The sequence below is a fragment of the Sphingobacterium puteale genome, assembly GCF_050986225.1.
Classification (GTDB): domain Bacteria; phylum Bacteroidota; class Bacteroidia; order Sphingobacteriales; family Sphingobacteriaceae; genus Sphingobacterium; species Sphingobacterium puteale.
Genome location: NZ_CP158959.1, coordinates 542,631 through 566,525, shown reverse-complemented (window position 1 = coordinate 566,525; position 23,895 = coordinate 542,631). Strand labels below are relative to the sequence as shown.

At 39.5% G+C, this 23,895-nt stretch carries 24 protein-coding genes; 11 read left to right on the top strand and 13 right to left on the bottom strand.

Features of this window, described 5'->3' with window-relative positions; translation table 11 throughout:
* Nucleotides 1-44 precede the first annotated feature (44 nt).
* The gene (locus ABTV71_RS02205) at nucleotides 45-1,037 is read left to right on the top strand and encodes a UDP-glucuronic acid decarboxylase family protein (RefSeq protein WP_433902151.1); all 993 of its coding nucleotides are present in this window, start codon (nucleotides 45-47) and stop codon (nucleotides 1,035-1,037) included.
* On the top strand, nucleotides 1,037-2,068 hold the full coding sequence (gene galE, locus ABTV71_RS02200; RefSeq protein WP_121124326.1) for a UDP-glucose 4-epimerase GalE: 1,032 nt from the start codon (nucleotides 1,037-1,039) through the stop codon (nucleotides 2,066-2,068). The genes ABTV71_RS02205 and galE overlap by 1 nt, the downstream gene beginning before the upstream one ends.
* 350 nt (nucleotides 2,069-2,418) lie before the next feature.
* Here galE and ABTV71_RS02195 read toward each other — a convergent pair whose 3' ends face one another.
* The gene (locus tag ABTV71_RS02195) at nucleotides 2,419-2,673 is read right to left on the bottom strand and encodes a hypothetical protein (protein ID WP_433902150.1); all 255 of its coding nucleotides are present in this window, start codon (nucleotides 2,671-2,673) and stop codon (nucleotides 2,419-2,421) included.
* A gap of 57 nt (nucleotides 2,674-2,730) precedes the next feature.
* On the opposite strand from ABTV71_RS02195, the gene ABTV71_RS02190 reads away from it, so the two are divergent.
* A complete protein-coding gene (locus tag ABTV71_RS02190; RefSeq protein WP_147430379.1) occupies nucleotides 2,731-2,946 on the top strand; it encodes a hypothetical protein in 216 nt (71 codons plus the stop codon).
* Between the two features lie 259 nt (nucleotides 2,947-3,205).
* Here ABTV71_RS02190 and ABTV71_RS02185 read toward each other — a convergent pair whose 3' ends face one another.
* The 8 genes from ABTV71_RS02185 to ABTV71_RS02150 all read right to left on the bottom strand — a co-directional run bounded on the left by ABTV71_RS02185 (nucleotide 3,206) and on the right by ABTV71_RS02150 (nucleotide 11,756).
* Nucleotides 3,206-4,885: a hypothetical protein gene (locus ABTV71_RS02185; protein WP_433902149.1), complete on the bottom strand. Its 1,680-nt coding sequence runs from the start codon at nucleotides 4,883-4,885 to the stop codon at nucleotides 3,206-3,208.
* Nucleotides 4,886-5,094: 209 nt separating this feature from the next.
* Nucleotides 5,095-5,670, bottom strand: coding sequence for a 5-formyltetrahydrofolate cyclo-ligase (locus ABTV71_RS02180; protein WP_433902148.1), 576 nt, complete (start codon nucleotides 5,668-5,670; stop codon nucleotides 5,095-5,097).
* A 126-nt stretch (nucleotides 5,671-5,796) separates the two neighbouring features.
* A complete protein-coding gene (efp, locus tag ABTV71_RS02175; protein WP_121124321.1) occupies nucleotides 5,797-6,357 on the bottom strand; it encodes an elongation factor P in 561 nt (186 codons plus the stop codon).
* A gap of 84 nt (nucleotides 6,358-6,441) precedes the next feature.
* Complete coding sequence (locus tag ABTV71_RS02170) at nucleotides 6,442-7,065, bottom strand: ABC transporter ATP-binding protein (protein WP_433902147.1); 624 nt, start codon at nucleotides 7,063-7,065, stop codon at nucleotides 6,442-6,444.
* Between the two features lie 23 nt (nucleotides 7,066-7,088).
* On the bottom strand, nucleotides 7,089-7,877 hold the full coding sequence (gene lpxA / locus ABTV71_RS02165; RefSeq protein ID WP_075990789.1) for an acyl-ACP--UDP-N-acetylglucosamine O-acyltransferase: 789 nt from the start codon (nucleotides 7,875-7,877) through the stop codon (nucleotides 7,089-7,091).
* Between the two features lie 10 nt (nucleotides 7,878-7,887).
* On the bottom strand, nucleotides 7,888-9,288 hold the full coding sequence (locus tag ABTV71_RS02160) for a bifunctional UDP-3-O-[3-hydroxymyristoyl] N-acetylglucosamine deacetylase/3-hydroxyacyl-ACP dehydratase (RefSeq protein ID WP_183078681.1): 1,401 nt from the start codon (nucleotides 9,286-9,288) through the stop codon (nucleotides 7,888-7,890).
* A gap of 143 nt (nucleotides 9,289-9,431) precedes the next feature.
* The gene (gene lpxD / locus ABTV71_RS02155) at nucleotides 9,432-10,472 is read right to left on the bottom strand and encodes a UDP-3-O-(3-hydroxymyristoyl)glucosamine N-acyltransferase (RefSeq protein ID WP_121124315.1); all 1,041 of its coding nucleotides are present in this window, start codon (nucleotides 10,470-10,472) and stop codon (nucleotides 9,432-9,434) included.
* Nucleotides 10,473-10,505: 33 nt separating this feature from the next.
* Complete coding sequence (locus ABTV71_RS02150; RefSeq protein ID WP_433902146.1) at nucleotides 10,506-11,756, bottom strand: HD domain-containing protein; 1,251 nt, start codon at nucleotides 11,754-11,756, stop codon at nucleotides 10,506-10,508.
* A gap of 266 nt (nucleotides 11,757-12,022) precedes the next feature.
* On the opposite strand from ABTV71_RS02150, the gene ABTV71_RS02145 reads away from it, so the two are divergent.
* From ABTV71_RS02145 to ABTV71_RS02135, 3 genes are read left to right on the top strand one after another with little or no spacing between them, the layout of a single operon-like run.
* On the top strand, nucleotides 12,023-13,576 hold the full coding sequence (locus tag ABTV71_RS02145; RefSeq protein WP_108636311.1) for a bifunctional response regulator/alkaline phosphatase family protein: 1,554 nt from the start codon (nucleotides 12,023-12,025) through the stop codon (nucleotides 13,574-13,576).
* A gap of 12 nt (nucleotides 13,577-13,588) precedes the next feature.
* Complete coding sequence (tsaE, locus tag ABTV71_RS02140) at nucleotides 13,589-13,999, top strand: tRNA (adenosine(37)-N6)-threonylcarbamoyltransferase complex ATPase subunit type 1 TsaE (protein ID WP_433902145.1); 411 nt, start codon at nucleotides 13,589-13,591, stop codon at nucleotides 13,997-13,999.
* Between the two features lie 23 nt (nucleotides 14,000-14,022).
* Nucleotides 14,023-15,066 (top strand): ABC transporter ATP-binding protein, encoded by a 1,044-nt coding sequence (locus ABTV71_RS02135; RefSeq protein WP_121124309.1) that lies wholly within the window; start codon nucleotides 14,023-14,025, stop codon nucleotides 15,064-15,066.
* Here ABTV71_RS02135 and ABTV71_RS02130 read toward each other — a convergent pair.
* Nucleotides 15,063-15,914, bottom strand: coding sequence for an alpha/beta hydrolase (locus ABTV71_RS02130; protein WP_433902144.1), 852 nt, complete (start codon nucleotides 15,912-15,914; stop codon nucleotides 15,063-15,065). The genes ABTV71_RS02135 and ABTV71_RS02130 overlap by 4 nt on opposite strands.
* A 150-nt stretch (nucleotides 15,915-16,064) precedes the next feature.
* Nucleotides 16,065-17,276, bottom strand: a complete 1,212-nt coding sequence (locus tag ABTV71_RS02125; RefSeq protein WP_121124305.1) for an alanine dehydrogenase — start codon at nucleotides 17,274-17,276, stop codon at nucleotides 16,065-16,067.
* A 225-nt stretch (nucleotides 17,277-17,501) separates the two neighbouring features.
* On the opposite strand from ABTV71_RS02125, the gene ABTV71_RS02120 reads away from it, so the two are divergent.
* The 5 genes from ABTV71_RS02120 (at nucleotide 17,502) to ytxJ (ending at nucleotide 21,968) form a co-directional block, all read left to right on the top strand.
* Nucleotides 17,502-19,427 (top strand): polysaccharide biosynthesis protein, encoded by a 1,926-nt coding sequence (locus tag ABTV71_RS02120; protein WP_183078680.1) that lies wholly within the window; start codon nucleotides 17,502-17,504, stop codon nucleotides 19,425-19,427.
* Nucleotides 19,428-19,505: 78 nt separating this feature from the next.
* Complete coding sequence (locus tag ABTV71_RS02115; RefSeq protein WP_121124302.1) at nucleotides 19,506-20,177, top strand: tetratricopeptide repeat protein; 672 nt, start codon at nucleotides 19,506-19,508, stop codon at nucleotides 20,175-20,177.
* A gap of 83 nt (nucleotides 20,178-20,260) precedes the next feature.
* Nucleotides 20,261-20,749, top strand: a complete 489-nt coding sequence (ribH, locus tag ABTV71_RS02110; protein ID WP_433902143.1) for a 6,7-dimethyl-8-ribityllumazine synthase — start codon at nucleotides 20,261-20,263, stop codon at nucleotides 20,747-20,749.
* Between the two features lie 146 nt (nucleotides 20,750-20,895).
* Entirely contained in the window at nucleotides 20,896-21,636 is a 741-nt protein-coding gene (locus ABTV71_RS02105; protein ID WP_433902142.1) for a hypothetical protein, read from the top strand.
* 2 nt (nucleotides 21,637-21,638) lie between these two features.
* Nucleotides 21,639-21,968, top strand: a complete 330-nt coding sequence (gene ytxJ / locus ABTV71_RS02100) for a bacillithiol system redox-active protein YtxJ (RefSeq protein WP_121124297.1) — start codon at nucleotides 21,639-21,641, stop codon at nucleotides 21,966-21,968.
* Here the strand turns inward: ytxJ and ABTV71_RS02095 are convergent, their stop codons facing one another.
* Nucleotides 21,969-22,811 carry a cyanophycinase gene (locus ABTV71_RS02095; RefSeq protein ID WP_121124295.1) on the bottom strand — a complete coding sequence of 281 codons (843 nt, stop codon included), beginning with the start codon at nucleotides 22,809-22,811 and terminating at the stop codon, nucleotides 21,969-21,971.
* Between the two features lie 28 nt (nucleotides 22,812-22,839).
* Nucleotides 22,840-23,895, bottom strand: coding sequence for an isoaspartyl peptidase/L-asparaginase family protein (locus tag ABTV71_RS02090; RefSeq protein ID WP_433902141.1), 1,056 nt, complete (start codon nucleotides 23,893-23,895; stop codon nucleotides 22,840-22,842).

Genomic DNA, 23,895 nt, shown 5'->3' with positions numbered 1-23,895 from the left:
TAGTCAAAGATATCAAACCCATTTCATTAATAAGGAACCATTGAGTGGAAAATAGACAACGCAAACGGATTTTGATCACTGGAGCAGCGGGCTTCCTTGGTTCCCACCTTTGCGATCGCTTTATTGCCGAAGACTACGATGTTATTGGCATGGATAACCTGATCACTGGCGACCTACAGAATATCGCACATTTATTTAAGCTGGAGAATTTCGACTTCTATCATCACGATGTTTCGAAGTTTGTGCATATTCCGGGAGATTTGGATTATATCCTCCATTTTGCATCACCAGCAAGTCCTGTCGATTATCTTAAAATTCCGATTCAAACACTCAAAGTCGGCTCTTTGGGCACCCACAATCTCCTTGGCCTGGCAAGGGCTAAACAGGCCCGTATATTAGTAGCATCGACCTCAGAAGTCTATGGCGACCCTTTGGTCTCACCACAGTCAGAAGATTATTGGGGAAATGTTAACCCTGTCGGTCCCAGAGGGGTATATGATGAAGCCAAAAGATTTCAGGAGGCCATTACGATGGCCTACCATAATGCGCATGGACTTGATACACGCATTGTCAGAATATTCAATACTTTCGGCTCGAGAATGCGTCTCAATGACGGGCGTGCCATCCCAACGTTTATAGCACAAGCTATTCGAGGCGAAGACATTACTCTTTTTGGTGATGGTTCACAAACACGGTCGTTCTGTTATATCGATGATCAAATCGAAGGCATTTATAGGTTGTTGCATTCAAATTGTATAAAACCCATAAACATAGGCAATCCCGATGAAATATCACTATTGCAGTTGGCACAGGAGATCATAGAACTAACTGGTAGCTCAAGTAAGATCAGCCATAGACCATTGCCCATAGACGACCCTAAACAACGTAAACCGGATATTGGTATGGCGAAGGCAAAATTGAATTGGCAGCCCAAAATAGACCGAAAATTAGGCTTAGAAAAAACCATAGATTTTTACAGAAAGGTTCCTTTGGAAACATTATCACATAAAGACTTTACATACTATAATCAAAAATAATGAGCAAAAAAATATTAGTCACAGGCGGAACAGGCTATATTGGTTCTCACACCGTTGTCGAACTACATCAGGCAGGATATATTCCTGTAATCGTTGATGATCTTTCCAATTCAAATATCAAGATATTGGATCAAATAGAAAAAATCATCGGGATTAAACCCGAATTTCATCAATTCGACCTTTGTGATACCGATAAAGTAAATGAATTTGTAAAAAATAACAGTGATATCTCCGGAATTATTCACTTTGCTGCATCCAAAGCTGTAGGTGAATCGGTTCAAAATCCTTTAAAATACTACCACAATAATTTTTTCTCCTTGATTAACATCTTGGAATCATACCGTGAGAAGCCAATCAATTTTGTTTTCTCTTCGAGCTGTACGGTTTACGGCGAACCAGACTCACTTCCTGTTAATGAAAGTGCACCGGTTAAAAAAGCGGCTTCACCCTACGGAAATACAAAACAGATTGCTGAAGAAATTCTTGAAGAAACAGCTAATGCATACGATAACTATAAGATTATCGCCCTGCGTTACTTCAATCCGGTAGGTGCGCATGAGTCTGCATTGATAGGCGAATTGCCAAATGGTGTACCTCAAAACTTATTACCATTTATTACACAGACAGCAATCGGGAAAAGAGAGAAATTAACAGTATTCGGAGACGATTATGATACGCCTGATGGTTCTTGTGTACGTGATTATATTCATGTGGTTGATTTAGCAAAAGCCCACGTCGCTGCAATCAAATTATTGGAAAAAGGAAACCCTAACGGTAAATATGACGTATTCAATGTGGGAACCGGTAATGGTTATTCAGTACTTGAAGCCATCAAAGCATTTGAGAAAGCTTCTGGTCAAAAATTGAATTATGAAATTGGCCCGCGTCGGGATGGTGATATCATCAAGGTATATGGTGATGTGACCAAATCAGCAGATCAATTGCATTGGAAAGCCGAACTGGGCATTGATGAGATGATGGCCTCAGCTTGGGCATGGGAAAAAAATCTGAAAGAAAATCCATTGGATTAAATAGGAGCCCATTGAGCTCTACACTTAATATGACCGTCCAGGAAACTGAGACGGTCATATTTTTGGTAATAGTGAATTGAATTGTCTACATCCTTTCTCTTTTTGCAAAAACTACCTCTTGTTTGTGACGAAGCAAATCTGGGCGAAATCGGCTTATCTTTGTTAGCAAACCTTCACAAAGAACCGCGTTAGGTGTTCTCTTCCGCACAGATCGAGAACCGATCCTTCTAAACCAAGAACACATGCGAGTGCCAAGAAAACCATTCAGATGCGCAAAGGAGTATGTGCTGAGACGATTAAATCGCTTCGACCTCGGAAGTGTTTGGATGGATGAGCTAAAGGTCGCTATTCTATAGCGAGGAGAATTCATTGCCCGCCGACTGATCACTATCGTCTAAGGAATAATACACTTCGGCACTGTACGAAGTTGCTTGGGCAGCCCTCGAGAACACTGCGGTCATCAAAAGAATATCATGAGCCTGGCATTGATACACTTCCGCAGTCAACACATACGCTTCACATGAACAAGTAAATGACACAATCAACCAACAGGATGTATTCAGTTTCCAACAGATCAAAAGAAGAAGAGCAAGAAATTCGATCACAGCTCCAGGAGACCTATTGAGTGTTCAAAATAGCTACAGCGAGCGCTATGCATTCACTTGGGCAGAGCAAGAAATATCATCAGCGCAGCATGGAACTTCATGAAAGGAGAACAAAAGCTCTTCGGTAGTGCTCGCGAACTCTTCCTCAGCGCAAGCAGCATCGAACAGCGCTCATGTGTCTTTGATCAGCCGACCTATTTGGAGCGATTTCAATTTTCAATGATGGTACCGCTAGGCTGGGAGGTCCGGAAACCACAACCTTTGCGCTGGTAGCTCAATTTGTCCAGTAACCAATAATGGAGAATACCCCTAAAACGCATGAATTTACGGAGAAACAGCTAATATAAATATCAGATACAAGCAAAGAAAGGGGCACTTCAAAAAATAATAAAATAAAAAATATTTCAAAAACATAACATAAAACAAGCTGAATGTACGAACAGAGGGTTAATGGAAGTTTATCTTTCGGTTATTCTCAATCATCGGCTTTTAACTGAGTAAAAGATATAGACGATCGAGCAATCATCACCTCTTACACAAGCTCTTTATCCGAAATATATTCCATCAATATTCCGGCTTGTCCACCGAGTTTCTTTTTCAAACGTTGCATTGACTTTTTGATTGCGTCGGGAGTAACGCCCAGAACATTAGCGGCTTCTCTATTATTCAGTCCCATTTTCATGAGGACAATCACACGCAGATTAGACTCTGTAATATCAGGAAATTTACCTTGAATATCATGCAGCAGGTTCGGAAATTCCTTGGTAAGCAAGAACTTAAATTCCTGCCATTTCTCATCCGTGATAAGATGAGACTGCAAAAGAGTTTTAAGTTCATCCCGGTCTTTAATACTTGTTTCCCCCATCTCATCAAGCATTGAAGAAAGAAGATTTATCTGTTCATTACTACGTTTGAGATACAGCATGTATTCCTCAATCTGACTTTTGGAACTCATCAATTCTTTATCCAGTTCAGCTTTGGTATACTTGAGGTTCAGCAACTGATATTCGTATGCCTGCATGCGCTTCCTCGAACGATATCTAAAAGTATTGTAGATAAAAAAGAATAGCACCAATAGAAACAAGCTTAATATAACCCACAATCTCGTTTCGGCACGTTTCTTTTTTATTAGCGCTTGTGCCAAGGATAATTTGTCGGCATATTTTTGTTTATCTGCCATAAATTTCAATTGCGATAAAACAGGATCTCCGTCCAAGAAGCGCAATGAATCCTGAAGTTGTTCAATCCGGCGCCGCACATTGAGCTCTTGCGTCAAATCACGGTTTTGAATGGCAAGATTCAACTTATGCCCCTCCAACTCAAGTATTGTTTTTTTATCGTCGGCGCCTTCCAACAGATGTTCGGTTTCATTGATCAGTTGACGGACCTCTTGATTTGCTCCCATAGCAATACGCAAGCGAATCCGCATCATTAAGGCAAAAATGGTATTTTTATTGTTCCCCAGGGATCTCGAAATTTCCAGGTCTTTATCCAAAAGTGACAGTGCTTTTTGATAATCTTTCATACCTTCATAAATCCGCGCCTGATTGCCCAAAATCTTCGCATAGCGAAGAGAATCCTTCTCAGAAAGCGCCAAATGCAGAGCAAGGTCAAAGTTTTTCATTGCCTGCACGGTATCCCCACCACTTTTTAAAATCAATAAGCCTAAGTTGTCTAAGATCTCTGCTTTCAATTGCAGAGCAATGCCCGCCTGTTGCTGGCCTAATTCCAGATACTTAATTCCCGAACGATAATCTCCCAAAGTTCCGAAGAAATAGCCCAGCTTTTTGTAGGTCTGTGTAAGATCTAACACCAGTTCTCTAGGTATATCCTCCAGGCTTTTTTCACCCTCCAATAACAATGGAAGTGCTTCCGAAGCCTTTAAACATCTATACAAATAAAACCCGTACATCACCTTTACCCATGCCTTCACGTTTTGATAATTGTACTCCTCTTGCAGATCTAGGGCTTTAAGGTAATATTTATCACTGAAACTATTTCTACCACCCTCATTATCAAAAGACTGATCTGCTAATAAGCAATAATAAATTGCAAGCAAGGCGTTATCGTTTTTTCGGATTCCCTGGTTAAAATAAGGCGTTAGGTATCTACTCAATGCTGCACTGGAAGCTCGGTGCTTTTGCGACTCCCGGATGATCGTCTCGTAAAATTCTTTTTCTTCTGCAGAGGAATTGGAATCCATTATATCCATTCCGAGAACAGCGCTATTGGGAATTATAGCCGCAAAAAAAAGTATAAGAAAAAATCTCAGCATAGCCGCATATAAGTAGAATTTCACATTAAAAATAAAAAATAATTTTAATTAAATCAGCATGTACCGAAATCAGCATATAAATAAAAATTAATGAGCTGAATCAATAAAATAAAGCGTACAACAGAGCTCCTATTAGCTTATTTACGCTAAACAAAACTATAAATATGATAGGGCGTAATCGCTTTTGTCAACATGACATCGTGTTCATTTCGATCAGCGATTCGCTCAATTGGATCAAAAAAAGATAATCCTACTCGTTGGGCTTCTGCAGCACAAAGCGCAAAAAAACGATCGTAAAATCCTTTTCCATAACCTACCCGATGACCATCCAAATCAAATGCCAGCAAAGGAACGATTATAAAATCAATAAGCAACGGTGAGACCTCCTCCCCCGAAACAGGTTCCAGAATGCCCCATTCATTTTTTTCAAACACAGTTTGGGAATCCAGAATATAGTGCTGCATGGAATAGTCCGAAAAATTTGATCTGGATACGACAAGGACAATATTCGAAAAAAACTCATTCACATAGTTGATGATGGAATACGTATCTGGCTCATGATATTTTTCGATAGGAAGAAACACATGCATAAATTTAACTGCTGTTAGATCTATTTTCTGAAATTGTAGCAGTAAATCACGATTAAGACGCTCCTCCTCTTGCTTGGAAAGCCAGCATCTTTTCATCTTAAACTCCTGTCTTAATTCCTTTTTCGATTTCATGCTTAAATATAAATTTTTTATTCCATGATTTAGCTGATCACAGGTGAGCAAAGATAGAGCAAAAAAAACGGCCTTGTAGCGAGCGCTATCAAGACCGAATAATCAACCTAAACCTAAAATCTTATATTATTTTACGCGTTCGATATAATTACCTGTTTGCGTATCAACTCTTACTTTCTCTCCTTGATTGATAAATAGAGGCACCATAATCTCTACTCCTGTTTCTACAGTAGCTTTCTTCAGCGCATTTGTAGAAGTGTCTCCTTTCACTGCGGGCTCTGTATATGTAATTTCCAATTCAACACTTTTGGGTGCTTCTGCCATGATCGGCTCATCACTTTCAAAAGCAATAATTACAGTCATTCCTTCTTTTAAGAAACGCGCTGAATCACCAAATAAGAATTTGGGAATATTGAATTGTTCATATGAGTTGTTGTCCATCACAACAAAGAACTCCCCATCTTCGTATAAGTATTGATAATCATTTGTTTCCACACGTGCAATCTCAACACTCTCATCAACTCTAAAACGATATTCAACTAATTTACCCGTCTTCACGTTACGCATTCTTGCTTGATAGAAAGCGCGCAAATTACCTGGTGTACGGTGTATATATTCTTCTACGGAGACCAATTCTCCATTAAATCTTAAAATATTTCCTGATTTTACCTCTGATGCCTTAGCCATTCTTTGAATTGAACTTTAAACGGTTATCTCATTATTGAGTCGTCAAAAATACAAAAACTAATTGTGTTATTAAAATTTCATTCGCTACTTTTTGAAGTCGATGATAGAAATCCTTTCGTCACAAAATTCGTATTCTTTTTTTTGATTTGAACAGATAATGAACAACCTAAAATCGCGCTTGGTACGGCCTATTAAATCCAGGTACCATTCCTCTCCTGCTGTATCCAGATTACTTGTTGGCTCATCCAATAATACCAAATCTGTATTTGAGCAGCAGGCCAAAACTAATTTAACCCGTTGTCGCATACCCGATGAAAAGTATTTTATTTCTTTATCTAAGGCATTTTCTAACCCCAACAGATTCAAAACACTTCCTTTATCAAAACCTTGGAGATAAGGTTTAAACTGAAAATGAAAATCGAACAGTTCACGCAAGGTAAACTCTTCGATCAATTCGATATAGGGCGCGGCAATAGACAGTTGTTTGTAAATCTGATCGATCCCAATGATGCGCTCCCCATCCGTATAAATCAATTCGCCTTCGGAAGACGACAGACTACCGGAAAGCACTTTTAACAAGGTGGATTTTCCAGAACCATTTTGTCCGAGAACAGCATAGCTCTTTCCGGGCTCAAAACGATAATTAATATGCCTGAAAATCCATTCACTGTTATATCTTCGACCAATATCCTTTAATGTTATTTCCAAAGTAAACCGATTCGGTAATGCAATTACATTGCTCTATTATTGAAACCCTTCATGATACCACGTCCAGAATTTCGGATAAAATCCAAAATTTCATCACGGATTTCCGTTGCCTGATATTCCGCTTCTATAATTTCTATTGCCTTAGCTAGATTTCTATTCTGAACAAATAGAATACGGTAAAGATTTTGAATTTCAGCAATCTGCTCCTCCGAAAACCCTCTTCTCCTCAATCCCACAGAATTAATTCCGGCATAAGAAATCGGCTCACGGGCCGCTTTTACAAACGGGGGAATATCTTTACGCACCAAAGATCCACCTGTGACAAATGCATGTGAACCAATTTTCACAAACTGATGTACAGCCACCATCCCCGCCAAAACAACATAATCCCCAACGGTAATATGTCCCGCAAGTGTACTGTTATTCGAAAACACACAATTATCGCCCACTTCACAATCATGTGCAACGTGGCTGTAAGCTTGAATCAGGCAATTTTTACCAATGACAGTTTTGTATCGGTCCTTTGTTCCTCGATTAATTGTCACACATTCACGAATCGTTGTATTATCACCAATTTCTGCTGTTGTAATTTCACCATCAAATTTTAAGTCTTGAGGTTCACCAGAAATCACGGCACCGGGATATATCTTACAGTTTTTTCCAATTCGAGCTCCATCCATAATGGTCACGTTTGAACCGATCCAAGTCCCCTCTCCAATGACAACGTCTTTGTAAATGGTTACAAATGGTTCAATGACCACATTTTTAGCAATCTTTGCTTCTGGATGAATATAAGCTAATGGCTGTATCATCTATACTTCTTTAGTTGTTATTTACTCTTACGATCTGTGCCATAAGTTCAGCCTCACAGACAATTTTCTCTCCCACCATGGCCACACCTTTCATTTTAGCGATGCCTCTCCGGATTGGTTCCATCAGATCACATCTAAAAATAACAGAGTCTCCTGGGGTTACTTGTGCTTTAAAGCGTGCATTCTCGATTTTGAGAAATAATGTTAACCAATTTTCAGGATCAGGAACAGTCTTTAAGACCAAGATACCACCAGTCTGTGCCATCGCTTCGACCTGCAGCACACCCGGAAATAAAGGAGCTCCTGGGAAATGTCCCATAAACAAGTCTTCATTCATGGTCACATTCTTTAACCCTACCACATGGGTCTCCGTTAATTCTAAAATTTTATCGACCATAAGCATTGGTTGACGATGCGGAAGAATTTTCATGATTTCAACGGTATCGTACAATGCCGGCATATTTGGATCGTAAACTTTTATTTTTTTACGTGTTTTATCTTTCTTAATCTGCTCTTTAATTTTCTTTGCAAAGGCAACATTTGCAGCATGTCCGGGGCGGGCAGCCATAATATGGCCTTTCAAAGGTCTACCTACAAGTGCCAAATCACCAACCATATCCAACAGTTTATGTCGGGCGGGCTCATTCTGATGACGCAACTGATTATTATTCAGGATACCCTCTTTTGCTACAGCGACAGTTTCTTTATGGAAAAGATGGGCCAGTTTTTGCAACTCCTCCGGAGAAGTTTCCTTATCAACAATGACGATCGCATTGCTTAGATCTCCGCCTTTAATCAATCCATGGTCGACTAACATTTCCAATTCATGCAGAAAACAAAACGTACGAGAAGAAGCAATTTCAGCTTTAAAATCTTCAATAGAAGTAATCGCAGCATGTTGACTTCCCAAAACCGGTGAGTTAAAATCAATCATACAAGTCAACCGATAACCATCCATTGGCATTCCCAGGATCTCAACTTTACGATCTGGTTCAGCATAATGGATATTATTGGATATCTCATAATAATCTCGATCAGCATCTTGTTCTTCAAACCCCGCTTCTTCCAACAATTTTACAAAAATTGCTGAACTCCCATCCAATATTGGAATTTCAGGACCATCAATATCAATCAGGACGTTATCAATCTGCAGACCAATTAATGATGCCATTAAATGTTCGATTGTACTAACACTTGCTCCATTTTGAGAAATAGTAGTTCCTCGGGAAGTGTCCGTGACGTTATCTGCATCAACCAAAATCTCCGGCTGACCTTCTAAATCCACACGTCTGAACTTAAACCAGTGATTTTCCGGAGCAGGTTTGATCGTCATCGATACAATTTTCCCTGTATGAAGACCTACCCCGGAAATTTCAACCTCGTTTTTGATGGTTCTCTGTTTTACATTCATTTCTAATAACATATTTTTAAATCAAAACTTCTTTTGACGGAACCATCATGAGATTATAATATTTTATCGAATTAGCAGCACACTAGGACCGCTCATGATAGCTTCATTACAATTAAATAACAGTTTATTTCAATGAAAAAAGATTATTTTAACTTCAATTCTATTAATTTTTCTAGCTCCTGGATACGTTTCTCCAGTTCTGGAAGACGAGCAAAAATGACATTGGATCTTAACTGAGGCTGGTACGGCATTACCGGCGTCCCACCCCATTTTTTCCCCTCATCTTTAATTGATCTGTTAACGCCGGATTGAGCTTGTATTTGCGAGCCTTTAGCCACAACAATATGCCCCACAACACCAACCTGACCACCCAATACCACACGCTCTCCAATTTTTGAGCTTCCGGAAATCCCTGTCTGGGCAGCAATAACTGTATTCTTACCAATGTCAACGTTATGTGCTATCTGAATCAAATTATCTAATTTGACGCCGTCACGCACAATCGTAGCCCCCATTGTCGCTCTATCGATCACCGTATTGGCGCCAATCTCGACATTATCTTCTATCTGAACGTATCCTATTTGCGGAACCTTCTTATAAGTACCATCTTCCTGCGGCGCAAAACCAAAACCATCCGAACCAATCACAACTCCCGAATGAACAACGACATTCTTACCTATTTTACAGTCATGATAGATCTTCACTCCCGGATACAACGTTGTATTATCGTCAATAGACACTTTGTCTCCTATAAAAACCTGTGGATAAATTTTCACATGATCGCCGATCTTCGCTCCTTTACCGATATAGGCAAATGCCCCAATATACCCCCCTGTGCCTATTGTTGCCTCAGGATGTATAAAACACGGTTCTTCACGTCCGCTTTTATCAAGACGAAATTCGTTATACATATTCAGAATGGTAGAGAAAGCCGCATACGCATTCTTCACACGAATAATCGTGAGCGTGGGTTTGGTATCTTGCATCAATTGCAAATCTTCATTCACAATGACAATGGAAGCATCCGTGTTATAAATAAAATGCTCATATTTTGGATTTGACAAAAAAGAAAGATCGCCTTTTTTACCTTCCTCAATTTTGGCAAGGTTACCTACAGTAACATCTGGATTCCCCTCAATCCTTCCTTCTAATAATGTCCCTATTTGTTGAGCAGTAAATTGCATGGTACAAATCTATGTTTTTTTATTAAAAAATAACTATCCGGCGGAAGGAATTGCAATATATCCCACCTCTTTTGGATAACATAACGCATATTTGGATACATTTTTAGACAATGCTTCTAAATTTCCAAGATCCGATGCTTCGGTAATATCAATGAGTTCGCCCGATTTCAATAATATCTTGATTTGATCGTTTGAGGGGTTATATGCACGATTGTGGATTTCTTCCGTAAATACATAATAATGGATATCTTCCCTTCTTACTCCCAAGAACTCTTGCACCTTGCTTTTTACCAGTTCAAGGTATGCTGTAGAAAAGGGCTTATTGCTCATTATTGAACGATATAGGTCCCTTTTCATAATTCGCTGGCACATCTTACTCAAAATCTCATCCTCATGCCGTTCCCATGTTTTTATTGCGGACATAATATCCGTATCATCTAAACGGGTAAACCAGTCTAAATGCAACGGGTCATCCAAAAAATTTGTGCGATCAACCTGCTGACTCAAAAACCAATGAAATGCCGGCGTGGAAAAAAGTTCCCTACCAGATGCGGTCAGGTCTTTCGCTCTTTGTAAAATTTTAATCAATAATTGCTCTGCTCCGATAACGGTCTTGTGTAAATAGACCTGCCAATACATTAGCCTCCGCGCAATAAGGAATTTTTCTACGGAATAAAGCCCTTTATATTCAACGACAATCTCATCATTCACAACATTCAACATCTTTATAATCCGGTCGAATGAAATGACCCCTTCGGACACTCCCGTGAAGAAGCTGTCTCGATTTAAATAGTCCATCCGATCTACATCCAATTGACTTGAAACAAGCTGATGAAGGAATTTTCGCTCGTATTGATTATTAAAAATAGCAATGGCCAAGCTTAATCTCCCACCTAGATCTTGATTTATACGATCCATTAGCAAGGAGGAAAGCAACTCGTGCGAAACCCCCACAATCAAACTATGTTCTAAAGAGTGAGAAAAGGGACCATGACCGATATCATGCAATAAAATAGCCGCTAAGACCGCCTCTTCTTCAAGCACAGAAATTTCGATCCCCTTACTCCGAAGGGTTTCCAATGCCATCGACATGAGATGCATAGCACCTATTGCATGCTGAAACCGTGTATGCAATGCTCCAGGATACACCAAATGAGTCATACTCACCTGTTTAATATAACGAAGTCGCTGGAAATAGGGGTGCTGTACAAGGTCAAATACCAATCCCGTCGGAATGGCAACAAACCCATACACAGGATCATTGATGATTTTATTTTTGTTCAATGTGGCGATAAATTAATGCTACTTTTCAACATATTAAATTGAAACCCTAGTTTTTAAAACACAAACTTATGGTTATCACTAATATAAACTTAAAACAAAGATAGTTAGTTCATCGTTAAGAAATGTTAAAAATAAATCTAAAGCACGATATTTGCTTATGTTAGCATGATATTGAAATCCATTCAATAAACGAGGTATTTTCTTTTGTTACACTTCAAATTTGAGTAACACTACCAACCTCTCTTATAGTAGACATATATAACAAGATGCAAAAAACACATATTCTCTGGGCTGATGACGAAATTGACTTTCTAAAACCTCATATTTTATTTTTAGAAAGCAAGGGGTATAAAGTTGATACCGTCAACAATGGAAACGATGCGGTTGAAGCCTTTAAAAATGGTTTTTTTCATTTGATCTTTCTGGATGAAAACATGCCGGGGCTGACCGGACTCGAAACACTTGCGATCATCAAATCCATTAATCCAACCGTTCCGATCGTGCTCGTCACCAAGAATGAAGAAGAGCATGTTATGGAGGATGCCATTGGCTCTAAAATAGATGATTATCTCATCAAGCCTGTAAATCCTAAGCAGATTTTGATGACAATAAAAAAACTTACTGAAAATAAACGTATCGTCAACGAGAAAACCTCCATGGCCTACCAGCAGGATTTCCGCAATCTAGGCATGATATTAAATGACAACTTAGATTTCATGCAATGGTCAGAAGTATATAAAAAACTTGTTTACTGGGAATTATCACTCGAAAAGCTTGAAGACAACAATATGCATGAAATATTGACGATGCAGAAGTCCGAGGCAAATATGCAGTTTTCAAAATTTGTCGAAAACAACTACATCAATTGGATCAACCGTCCAGAGGATGGTCCTATTTTATCCCATCAATTGTTTAAAAAGAAAGTATTTCCAGTCCTTGAGGATAATATCTCGACTTTCTTCGTCCTAATAGACAATTTGCGTTTTGACCAATGGAAAATCATCAACGAGGTGATTACAGATTATTTTAGACTGGAAGAAGAGATCAATTATTTCAGCATCCTGCCAACAGCTACTCAATATGCAAGAAACGCAATTTTCAGCGGCTTAACACCATTGGAAATGGAAAAACGCTTTCCTAAGTTATGGCAAAATGATGAGGATGAGGGGGGCAAAAATTTATATGAAGACCGGTTCCTGGATGATCAGATCAAAAGGCTATATCGTAAACCTATAAAGCATTCTTACACTAAAGTTTTAACGCTTGAACAAGGCAAAGATGTTTTGGACAACTTGGGCAACATGATGCACAATCAGCTCAATGTCCTGGTATACAACTTTGTCGACATGTTATCCCATGCTCGAACAGATAGTTCGATGATCCGTGAACTGGCGAATGATGAAGCAGCGTACCGTTCGCTAACACTATCCTGGTTTGAACATTCACCTCTTTTAGAAGCTTTAAAATGGCTTTCACAGAAAAAAGTACGTATTATTATCACCACCGACCATGGAACGATCAGGGTCAAAAAACCAAGTAAAATCGTCGGAGATAGAAACACGAATACCAACCTGAGGTATAAACAAGGTAAAAATCTAAACTACATTGAAAAAGATGTATTTACGATCAAGAATCCCCATGATGCGCAGTTGCCCAAACTCCATGTTAGCTCAACGTATGTATTTGCCAAAGAGGATTCCTACTTTGTTTATCCGAACAATTATAACCAATTTGTCAATTACTTTAACGGCACATTCCAACATGGAGGAATATCATTGGAAGAAATGATCATCCCCTTTGCGACATACTTGCCGAAATAGTAATTTTGCAACATGGAAATTATCGTAAACACAACGGCAGACCTTTCTGCTGCAGCCCAAACTCTTTTGAACAGGTTTCCAAAGGATCGAATTTTTTTGTTGTATGGCCCAATGGGGGCGGGGAAAACAACCTTTATAAAATATTTGTGTGAACAGTTGGGCGTAAAGGATAGTACCTCAAGTCCGACCTTCTCCATTGTCAATGAGTATGACTCTGACAATGGTCTAATCTATCATTTTGATTTTTACCGGATTAAAGATGAACAGGAGGCATTTGATTTTGGCTATGAGGAATATTTCTATTCGGGAGCGTATTGCTTCATTGAATGGCCAGAAAAAATCCCCAATCTATTGCCTGAAGAAGCAAAGGAAATACAGATCAGCATCGTAGATCCCGATACACGTAAAATATCTATCCGTTAACCTAGCATTTATCACCCTCCATTATGGCTCATTCATCGTCTTGTCAATATATTCCATCTGATACTCACGTACCCGGATTAGCAGCTGTTCACGCCGAACAATTAAGTTTTTCCTTCCATGAAAACAATGTGCAGTTTGCCGTCGAAAATGCTTCTTTTGATATTGAAGGAGGAAAGATAACCGCTATTATCGGTGAATCCGGAAGCGGAAAAAGTACGCTCTTAAGATTAATCTATGGTTTGTTGGAACCAACCAGCGGCACCGTGCGGTACAAAGGCTGGCAAGTTCCTACACGCAAAGACAAACTAATACCCGGACATGATTCCATGAAACTTGTGTCACAAGGATTTGACGATTTGAACACCTATGCAAATGTATGGGATAATGTCGCTTCACAGCTACCTAATACAGATATCAAACGTAAACAGGATAAAACCGCCGAGATTTTACAACGCTTGCGCATAGATCATTTGGCAAAAAAAAGGGTCGCTGACATCAGTGGCGGAGAAAAACAGCGCGTTGCCATCTGCCGTGCATTGATCAATGAACCTGAAGTCCTGTTGATGGATGAACCGTTTAATCAAGTCGATGCATCTTTTCGGGACACCTTACAACAGGACATAAAAGATATTGTCAGAGATACAGGACTGACGATAATTTTAGTTTCGCATGATCCCACCGAGGTGCTCGCACTTGCGGACAATCTTATTGTCATGAAATCAGGTAAAATATTGGATCAAAATAACCCACATGTACTATATAGTGAGCCATCACACCCCTATACGGCACTGCTGCTTGCAAAAAGTAATATATTAAATCCTGAACAGGCGCAAACTTTGGGTATTGAAAGTGAAAAGTCCATCGCAATTCATCAGGAATGGATTTCTATTTCTACCACAGAAGAATCGTCTTTCTTTGTCAAAGACAGCAAATTCAGAGGTTTTTATTATGAAATTTTGATTTCCAATAATACCGTTGACCTGCACTGCATCACCACTTCGCAGTTAATCCCCAAGAAAAATCAAGCCGTTGATCTAACAATTTCCAATTGGATCGCTTTCGATTAATTTAAGGTCGACAGCCATGAAAGAAATGCATCAAACCATTTTTTTTCCGAAGTTTTATTGATTAACCCGAAGCCATGGCCACCTTCATCAAAGACATAGAGCGTATTTGGAACATTTACCCTATCCAGCCCAGCCATCATTCGATAACTATTTTCGATAGGAACAGCTGTGTCATCTTTGGCGTGAACAAAGAAAGCGGGACATACTTCGGGAGAAACCTGTAGATTCGAAGAAAATAACCGGACAAGTTCTTCGGATGGATTTTCTCCAATGAGATTAATTCTTGAGCCTTTATGCGTCACATCGTTTTCCATTGAAATCACTGGATATATCAGTCCCGCAAAATCAGGGCGCAGTGACACATGTGACGGATTGGCAATATATGCTTTCTTAAACTTGGTCATGAGGGTTGATGCAAGATGTCCTCCCGCTGAAAAACCAATTACACCAACTTTTTTTAATTGCGGGTTGGAACTACGAATCAACTGCATCGCCCGTTGCGCATCTTGAAGCGGCCCGATACTCTTATCCCGCATAATATTTGGCGAAGGCAATCTATATTGCAATACATATGCCGAATAGCCATTCCTTACAAGCTCCTTAGCGACCGCATGTCCTTCATGATCCATAGCAATATGCGAGTACCCTCCTCCCGGGATCACAAGCACAGCAATATTTTTAGCTGTATTTTTATCTGGCGTATAGGTAAATAATTTAGGGATATTTTTTTCCAAAAGAGCTTGAGCCTTATCAGCTGCATTTGGAATAGAATCTTGATAAAGATTAATCGCTTCCTGAGCCTTTGCAAGCGAAATCAAAGAACATAAGATCATAAGAATTTTTCTCATCTGTATTATATAATGTTAGGTTTCAGTCTTTCCTACTGGTATTTTTTTTGCACCATACAATCCGACACCGGCAATGGATATTGGACTCTTTGCTCCGCTTGAACAGCTTCTCTTCTTCTAATCAGTAGAGCCGAAGCTACCCACGTTACGCTATAGCGACGAAACGACTAATAAATCCAAATCTTTTGCAGTCATATTAAATCGGGAAGCCATATCGGCATTGGTCAGGTTACCCTGGTATAAATAGATTGAACTTCTTATTCCCGGACTTTTCCAAATCGCATTTCTCAACCCACCCAATTCGGCAAAGTCCAACAAAATGGATGTAAAGATATTGCTCATCGCATAGGTTGCCGTGCGCGCCACCCGGGACGCGATATTGGGAACACAATAGTGAATGACATCAAATTTTCGAAAAACCGGTTTATCGTGTGAAGTTACTTCCGATGTTTCAAAATTTCCCCCTTGGTCAATGCTGACATCAATGACAACCGAATTAGGTTTCATCTTCGAGACAGTTTCTTCGGAAATCACACAAGCAGAGCGGCCATTCTCCGCTCTTAATGCACCAATGACAACATCCGAACTTATTACGGCCTTATTCAGGATAATGGGCTGAATAACGGAAGTAAACACCCTGCTCCCAAGGTTGTTTTGCAAACGCCGAAGTTTGTAAATCGAGTTATCAAAGACCTTTACCTGAGCCCCTAGAGCCAAAGCAGTCCGTGCCGCTTGCTCCCCTACCGTCCCGGCACCGATAATAACAACTTCCGTAGATGCCACTCCGGTAACACCGCCTAGCATGAGCCCTTTTCCGCCAAATGCGTTACTTAGATATTCTCCGGCTATTAAAGTCGCTGTTGCACCTACAATTTCACTCATTGCCCGCACCACAGCCAAACAACCACCCTCATCCCTAAGGTATTCATAAGAGATTGCGGTAATCTTTTTATGCATAAGCGCCTTTAATACGTCCACGTTCATTAGCGAAGGTTGCTGCGAAGATAACAGCACTTGCCTTTCCTTCATCAATTTAACTTCTGACACGGTAGGGCTGCCAACTTTAATAATCAAATCGGCCTGATAGATTTCTTCTCTCGAAGACACTATCCGAGCTCCTTGTTCACTATAATGGTGATCCAAAAAATTAGCTCCAGCGCCAGCTCCGGTCTCAATTAATACTTCATGACCATTCTCGACCAATAATGCCACAGCCAAGGGCGTCAGGCATATACGCTTTTCCTGAAGTGAGGTCTCCTTTGGAATCCCAATAAAAAGACTTTTTGCATTCTTCTTCTTCTCAAAAAGCATCTCTTTCGGAGACATCATGGCCTGACTCGCAAGCTTCCCTAACTCATTCATTTTGTTAAATTGACTTTAGTTTAAAATTACGATAAATAATCAATCTAATCAAACGAAGATAAAATTGCTGCAACGACTCCGCCATTTTACAAGTAACATCGCGATGTTTAGTGTACCAATACGCCCTCATGAACCATTATACATTATAAAAGATTAATACTTATAAAGACCATTGGAATGATACAAAATTATCTACATTTGTCTAAATTAATCAGACTTAATACCATGCTAAGTAAAATCAGTATCGTACCCAGATGGATCATTTTTTTATTAGACATTTTCAGTGTTTCTATAGCCTATCTCCTTGCAAATGTTATTTATTACGATTTTAACTTCGACTTTCTCCTTGATATAGATTTCAGCATACGATATATTTTGTTTATAAGCGTTTGCTCCCTGTCATTCTACTTATTCAAAATGTATACGGGGATAATTCGTTACACAAGTGCCATTGACTCCATACGAATATTATCTACCATAGTATTTAGCGTATTCATACTTCTGGTACTCAAATTAATTATCCAGGCAAACGAAATCGAGCGAAATATTCCGACGGCATTAATTATCTTCTTTGCGCTTTTTTCATTTTTAATATTAACGGTCTATCGAACCATTATCAAAATTTTCTTTTTATATACTAAAAAGGTCAACGGCAGTAGAAAGAAAACTTTAATCTACGGTGCCGGCGATCTAGGTATTGCGGTAAAAAGAACTTTGGACCATGACGTTCGATCGAAAAATGCCATTATTGGTTTCTTGGATGATAACGACCAAAAAATCAATAAAGTGATTGATGGAACCAAAATTTTCTCTTCCAAGAAGTTTAATCATCTTATCAATACCCTCAATGTGGAGGAGGTCATTATTGCATCACACAATATTCCTTCGGAACGCAAGAATGAAATTACAGATATTGCCCTGGAACGGAATGTAAGCATCTTAACACTACCGCCCGTTAAAAAAATCATGAATGGAGATCTTAATCCCAATCAGATCCAGAAAATAAAAATTGAAGATCTATTGGAAAGAGATCCAATCAAAATCAATGACGATCATATTCTAAGCCAGACAAAAGGTAAAAGAATACTTGTCACTGGTGCGGCAGGGTCAATCGGAAGTGAAATTGCTTCTCAATTGGGGAAATATGAGCCCCAAATGATTATTCTATGTGACCAGGCAGAATCACCATTACATAATTTACAATTGGATCTGCAGGACGAATTTCCGGATCAGGTGTATCATACCTATATCGCTGATATCAGAAGTACAAAAAGAATGCGCTTGCTCTTTGAAACATTTAAACCACATTATGTCTATCATGCGGCCGCATACAAACATGTCCCCATGATGGAAAATCATCCCTTGGAAGCGGTACAGACCAATGTCCTGGGAACTAAAAATCTAGCTGACCTAGCCGTGGAATTCCAGGTCGAAAAATTTGTCTTCGTCTCAACGGACAAAGCGGTCAATCCAACAAATATTATGGGTGCGACAAAGCGAATTGCCGAAATATATGTTCAATCGTTAAACAATCATCTGGAAAGCCTTCAAGATGGAAAAGTGAACACTAAATTTATTACGACACGATTCGGAAACGTGCTTGGTTCTAATGGTTCCGTCATTCCGAGGTTTAGAGATCAGATCCAGAAAGGAGGCCCTGTTACAGTAACCCACCCTGAAATTACGCGCTATTTTATGACTATTCCCGAGGCATGTCGACTTGTTCTTGAAGCCGGTGCAATGGGACAAGGCGGAGAGATCTTTGTCTTTGACATGGGTAAATCCGTAAAAATAGTAGAGCTGGCCAAGAAGATGATCCGTCTCTCCGGATTTAAACCGAATGAAGATATAGAAATCAAATTCACCGGCTTAAGACCAGGAGAAAAACTATACGAAGAGTTACTAAATGACCTCGAGAATACCCTTCCGACACATCACGAGAAAATAATGATCGCCAAAGTCCGTGAAAATAATTATAATATTGTCAGTCTAAAATTGGCTGAATTAAAAGAAAGGTTAGCCTCTCAAAATAAAAATGAGGTTGTCTACCAGATGAAGCTTATCGTTCCAGAATTTAAAAGTAAAAATTCAATCTATGAACAGCTGGACAAAGAAATCGAATTATCAAATGAGTCCGAAAACAAAAGTTAATTCACTTTAAAATTTCCAAAATACTTGCAAATTTGCTCGAAAAGTGTATTTTTGCAATCCATATTTTACTGATTAGTAATGTCTAAAAATACAAATAATACAAATCAAGGTTTAAAACCTTCAAAAGGATCTTTTTTTCAAGATAACCAAAAAAGCGTCGCGTTTATTTTCGGTGGTATCATTGTATTGATTTTGCTGTACTTTGGGTACGAGAAACTTTACTTGCAGCCAAGAGCGGAAGAAGCGTCGAATCGCATGTATAAAGCCGAGCAGCTTGTTACAATTGACTCTTTGCAGAATAAAGCAATTGCAGGTGACGGAGCATTCCTTGGTTTTAAACAAATTGCCGATGAATATTCAAACACAAAATCAGCAAATATTGCAAATGCATACTTAGGAGGTCTTTATTTACGTCAGGGTAAATTTGATGATGCAGTAAAAGCATTGGAAAAATATTCACCAACGGGAAGTCAAATTTTGGATCCGTTGGTCATCGGTTTAACAGGAGATGCCTATTCAGAGCTTAAAGACTATAAAAAAGCCGCTGATTATTATAAACAAGCTTCTGAAAAATCAAGCAATTCGTACACAACACCGTTATTTCTAAAAAAATTAGGACTTGTTTACGAAGCACAGAACGACTATAAAAGTGCTGAAACAGCATACAAAAAAATCAAAACTGATTTCCCTGAAAGCCAGGAAGCATCTACTATCGATGGTCTATTGGGTAGAGTGCAAGCACATTTATAAGGGATCATAAATACACAAAAAAAGAGGCTATTTCGTAGCCTCTTTTTTTGTGACCATCTAAATTCATTATCTTTGTATCTATTATGGCAAGTAGCATTAAAAATCTATCAGACTTTTCGCATATCCAAGTTGCGGATGCAAGTTTATTCAAATTTGCAATTGTGGTTGCACAGTGGAATGCAGAAATCACTGGTGCATTATTGAACGGCGCAATCTCAGGTTTAGAAAAACACGGCGCAAAAGAAAGTAATATTGAAGTCATTGAAGTTCCGGGAAGCTTCGAGTTGACTTCTGGAGCAGATCTGGCATTGAGAAATCAAAGTTTTGATGCTGTCATCTGTCTGGGCTGTGTCATTCAGGGAGAAACCCGACATTTTGATTTTATTTGTCATGCGGTTGCCAATGGCGTTTCAAATGTAGGACTAAAGTATAACAAGCCCGTAATTTTCGGTGTACTTACTACGGACAACCTTCAACAAGCCTTGGACCGTGCCGGTGGCAAACATGGTAATAAAGGTGAAGAAGCTGCTATTACGGCAATACAGATGGCTGCCATTGCTAAAAAAGTCTAGTTTGGTATCAATTTTGTCTAGTATTCAGTCATGAAAAGTATTTTGGGCCAAAACATTAAAAAGCACAAGTACTTTTATTTTAAATAAATCGATTAATAAAGTATGGTAATATCTTATTAATCGATTTTTATTTTTTAGATATGATTATGAAAACATTATCGAACATACTTTTGATATTTATGCTATCAATACTCTGCCAGGCACATCTGTCGGCTCAGGATGATAGCTTAAACAAACAGATCTGGCGTAGTATTGGTGGCCAAGACAAATGGGATTCCCTGCAATTCTTGGCTTTTTCAGCGAAGGGAAATACCGTATCTGAAGAGCTGTCCAATGAAGAACGTAAATTCCTCTTTAACCGGACAACTGGGGAATGTAGATTCGATGGGTATAATGGCTCTGATCAGGTGACCTATTTATTCAATTTCAAAGGCAGCGGCACAGATAAGCTTTTTATTGGTGGCAATGTCGCAACGGATGGTCAGGAAGTAAAGAAAGCTATAAAAAATCAGCTCTTTACCGATTTAAATCTACTATTGTTACCAACACTTATTGAGCAAAAAAGCATCCAGCTTAAAAATCAGGAAGAACAATTTGTTGGGGGACAAAAGCTAACCGTCGCAAGTATTACCTCATCGGCGCCAATCTTTGGGTTAAAACTAGATGGTTTAGTTTATGTCGATCAAAATACCGGTGAGATTACGCGTTATGATTACACCTATAAAACTGAAAAAATCAGTTATGAGGTAAGTAAATACAAAGAGATCGGTGATGGCATTCGCCTACCCAGCTTATTCAACTCCACAAACAATGATAAGAGAACGTGCGTATTTTCTTCTATATCTTCGTTTGTACAAGTGGAACAGAAAAAATTTAAAGAACTATAGTTATGATTAATTGGATAGAATTAAATACAGAAGAACAATTACAGGAACTTTATCGTTCGAATAAAGTCACCGCTATATTTAAACACAGCACAACCTGCGGGATCAGCAACATGGCAAAACGCAGTTTAGAACGTATGTCAAATACATCTGATCAGGAATATTCCATTTACCTGTTAGACCTGTTGCGCTACCGCGCCCTTTCGAATGAAATTGCACAACGGTGGAATATTGAGCATCAATCTCCCCAACTCCTTATTGTCGAGGGTAAAAACAGTCTTTACGATGCGTCACATGGGGATATTCAATTTGATGAAATCGAAAAATACCTTTAGTTATTTTAGCTTAAACATTGCACCTTCATCATAGGCACTCAGCGTGAGATTATCCCAAGTGATCATTCCATTGGATTTCTTCTTTAATCCACGCGGATTTTTGGCAACGATGACTAGGGATTCTCCAACCACTTTCACCGTATTCTGCCGAACTATAATAGCAGTTCCCTCATCAATCCCGATACAGGTCTTGTCAGGGAACTCCGCTAAGGCGGTAAAAAGTCGATTATATCGACTTCTCTTTACAAAATGCTGATCTATAATCGCAGTCTTAATCAAGCCCAGACCTTTGGCGGTCTCTAAATTTTGATGTTCCAACCTATTGAAAGTAGGTCGATAGACCGTATCTTTTAATTGATTCCCCGTAATCATTGTCTCGCTCATAATAGCAGCACCAGCACTTGTGCCGGCAATACATGCCCCTTGCTGGTAGGCCGCATGGATCGCATCGAACAACGCCGTATTCGCGACGATCGACATGAAGCGGTTTTGATCTCCGCCGGTGATATAGATCAATTTAGCGTTACGGACAGAATCAACCAGACGCTTATTTTCCGCATCTGATTTTGAAAAATTGATACTGGTAACCTTATTTTTTGTCACCTCCTTCAGTTGCTTTACCATATCCTCAACAGACTCTTCGGGCAAAGTTGAAGCCATTGGCAAGATCATAATATAGTCCTTTGACGAGAGCTGGGCCGCCTGCACCAAAGCTTCCATCAGGTGCTCATCCTTATGCCCGCCACCGATAACAAACAGTGTCCCTTTAGGTGGAATCTTTGACTTTTGGCTGGTGAAAGAGCACAGCACCACGACCACTATAATACACAATAACTTTTTCATGACAGCTATCCCTCTATGATATGTTTGATTATTTATAAATTTCTACTTTTATCTTACCATCCTTGGTTACAGTTCCTCTATACATCCCTTCAGTATTAAATGGCATCGCGACATGCCCCTCTTTATCCATAACGATCATTCCACCATCGCCGCCCATCTTGCCGATCCTGTCAATGACCGCTTGACCAGCTTGCCATACATTGTCTCCTTTATATTCCATTAAAGCAGAAACAGAATATGCCGCAACATTACGAATATAGAATTCGCCCCATCCAGTGCAGGAAACAGCACAAGTCATATTATTTGCATAAGTTCCAGCACCAATAATTGGAGAATCGCCTACACGTCCAAATTTTTTGTTTGTCATTCCGCCTGTTGAAGTCCCCGCGGCTAAATTTCCCTGATGATCCAATGCGACACAACCGACCGTTCCAAATTTAGAATCCCTGTTAAGAATCCCCAAACGCGAACTCTGCTTTTGATCATGATCTAGCTGCATTTTAGTACTGTCTTCTTTTTTAACTTGTTGCAATGCATCCCAACGCATTTTAGTCCAGAAGTAAGATGGATCCACCAGCTGCAAACCCGCTTCTTTGGCAAACTCTTCGGCTCCTTTGCCTACCATCATGACATGTTCAGATTTTTCCATCACCGCACGCGCTGCGGAAATTGGGTTTCTGATGGTTGTAACTCCAGCAACTGCACCGGCAGCTAAGGTCTTTCCGTCCATAATAGAAGCATCCAGTTCATTTTTCCCGGCGTTCGTAAAAACGGCTCCCTTTCCCGCATTAAACAAGGGAGAATCTTCCATCACATGAATAGCCTGTTCAACGGCGTCCAAGCTTGAATTTCCTTGCTTTAATTGTTTATAACCAGCTTGTAAAGCCTGCTCCAAAACTGTTTGATAAGCCCGCTCCATGGAGTCAGTCATATTTTTTTTCAAAATTGTCCCAGCCCCACCATGAATTGCCAGAACAAATTGTTCTTTCGCCATATCTTGTGTTTCCATTCTATCATTGTGACTACAGGAAAGCGTCGCCGCAGCAGTACCCATAATCACCGCCATCATTGCATGTATCTTCAT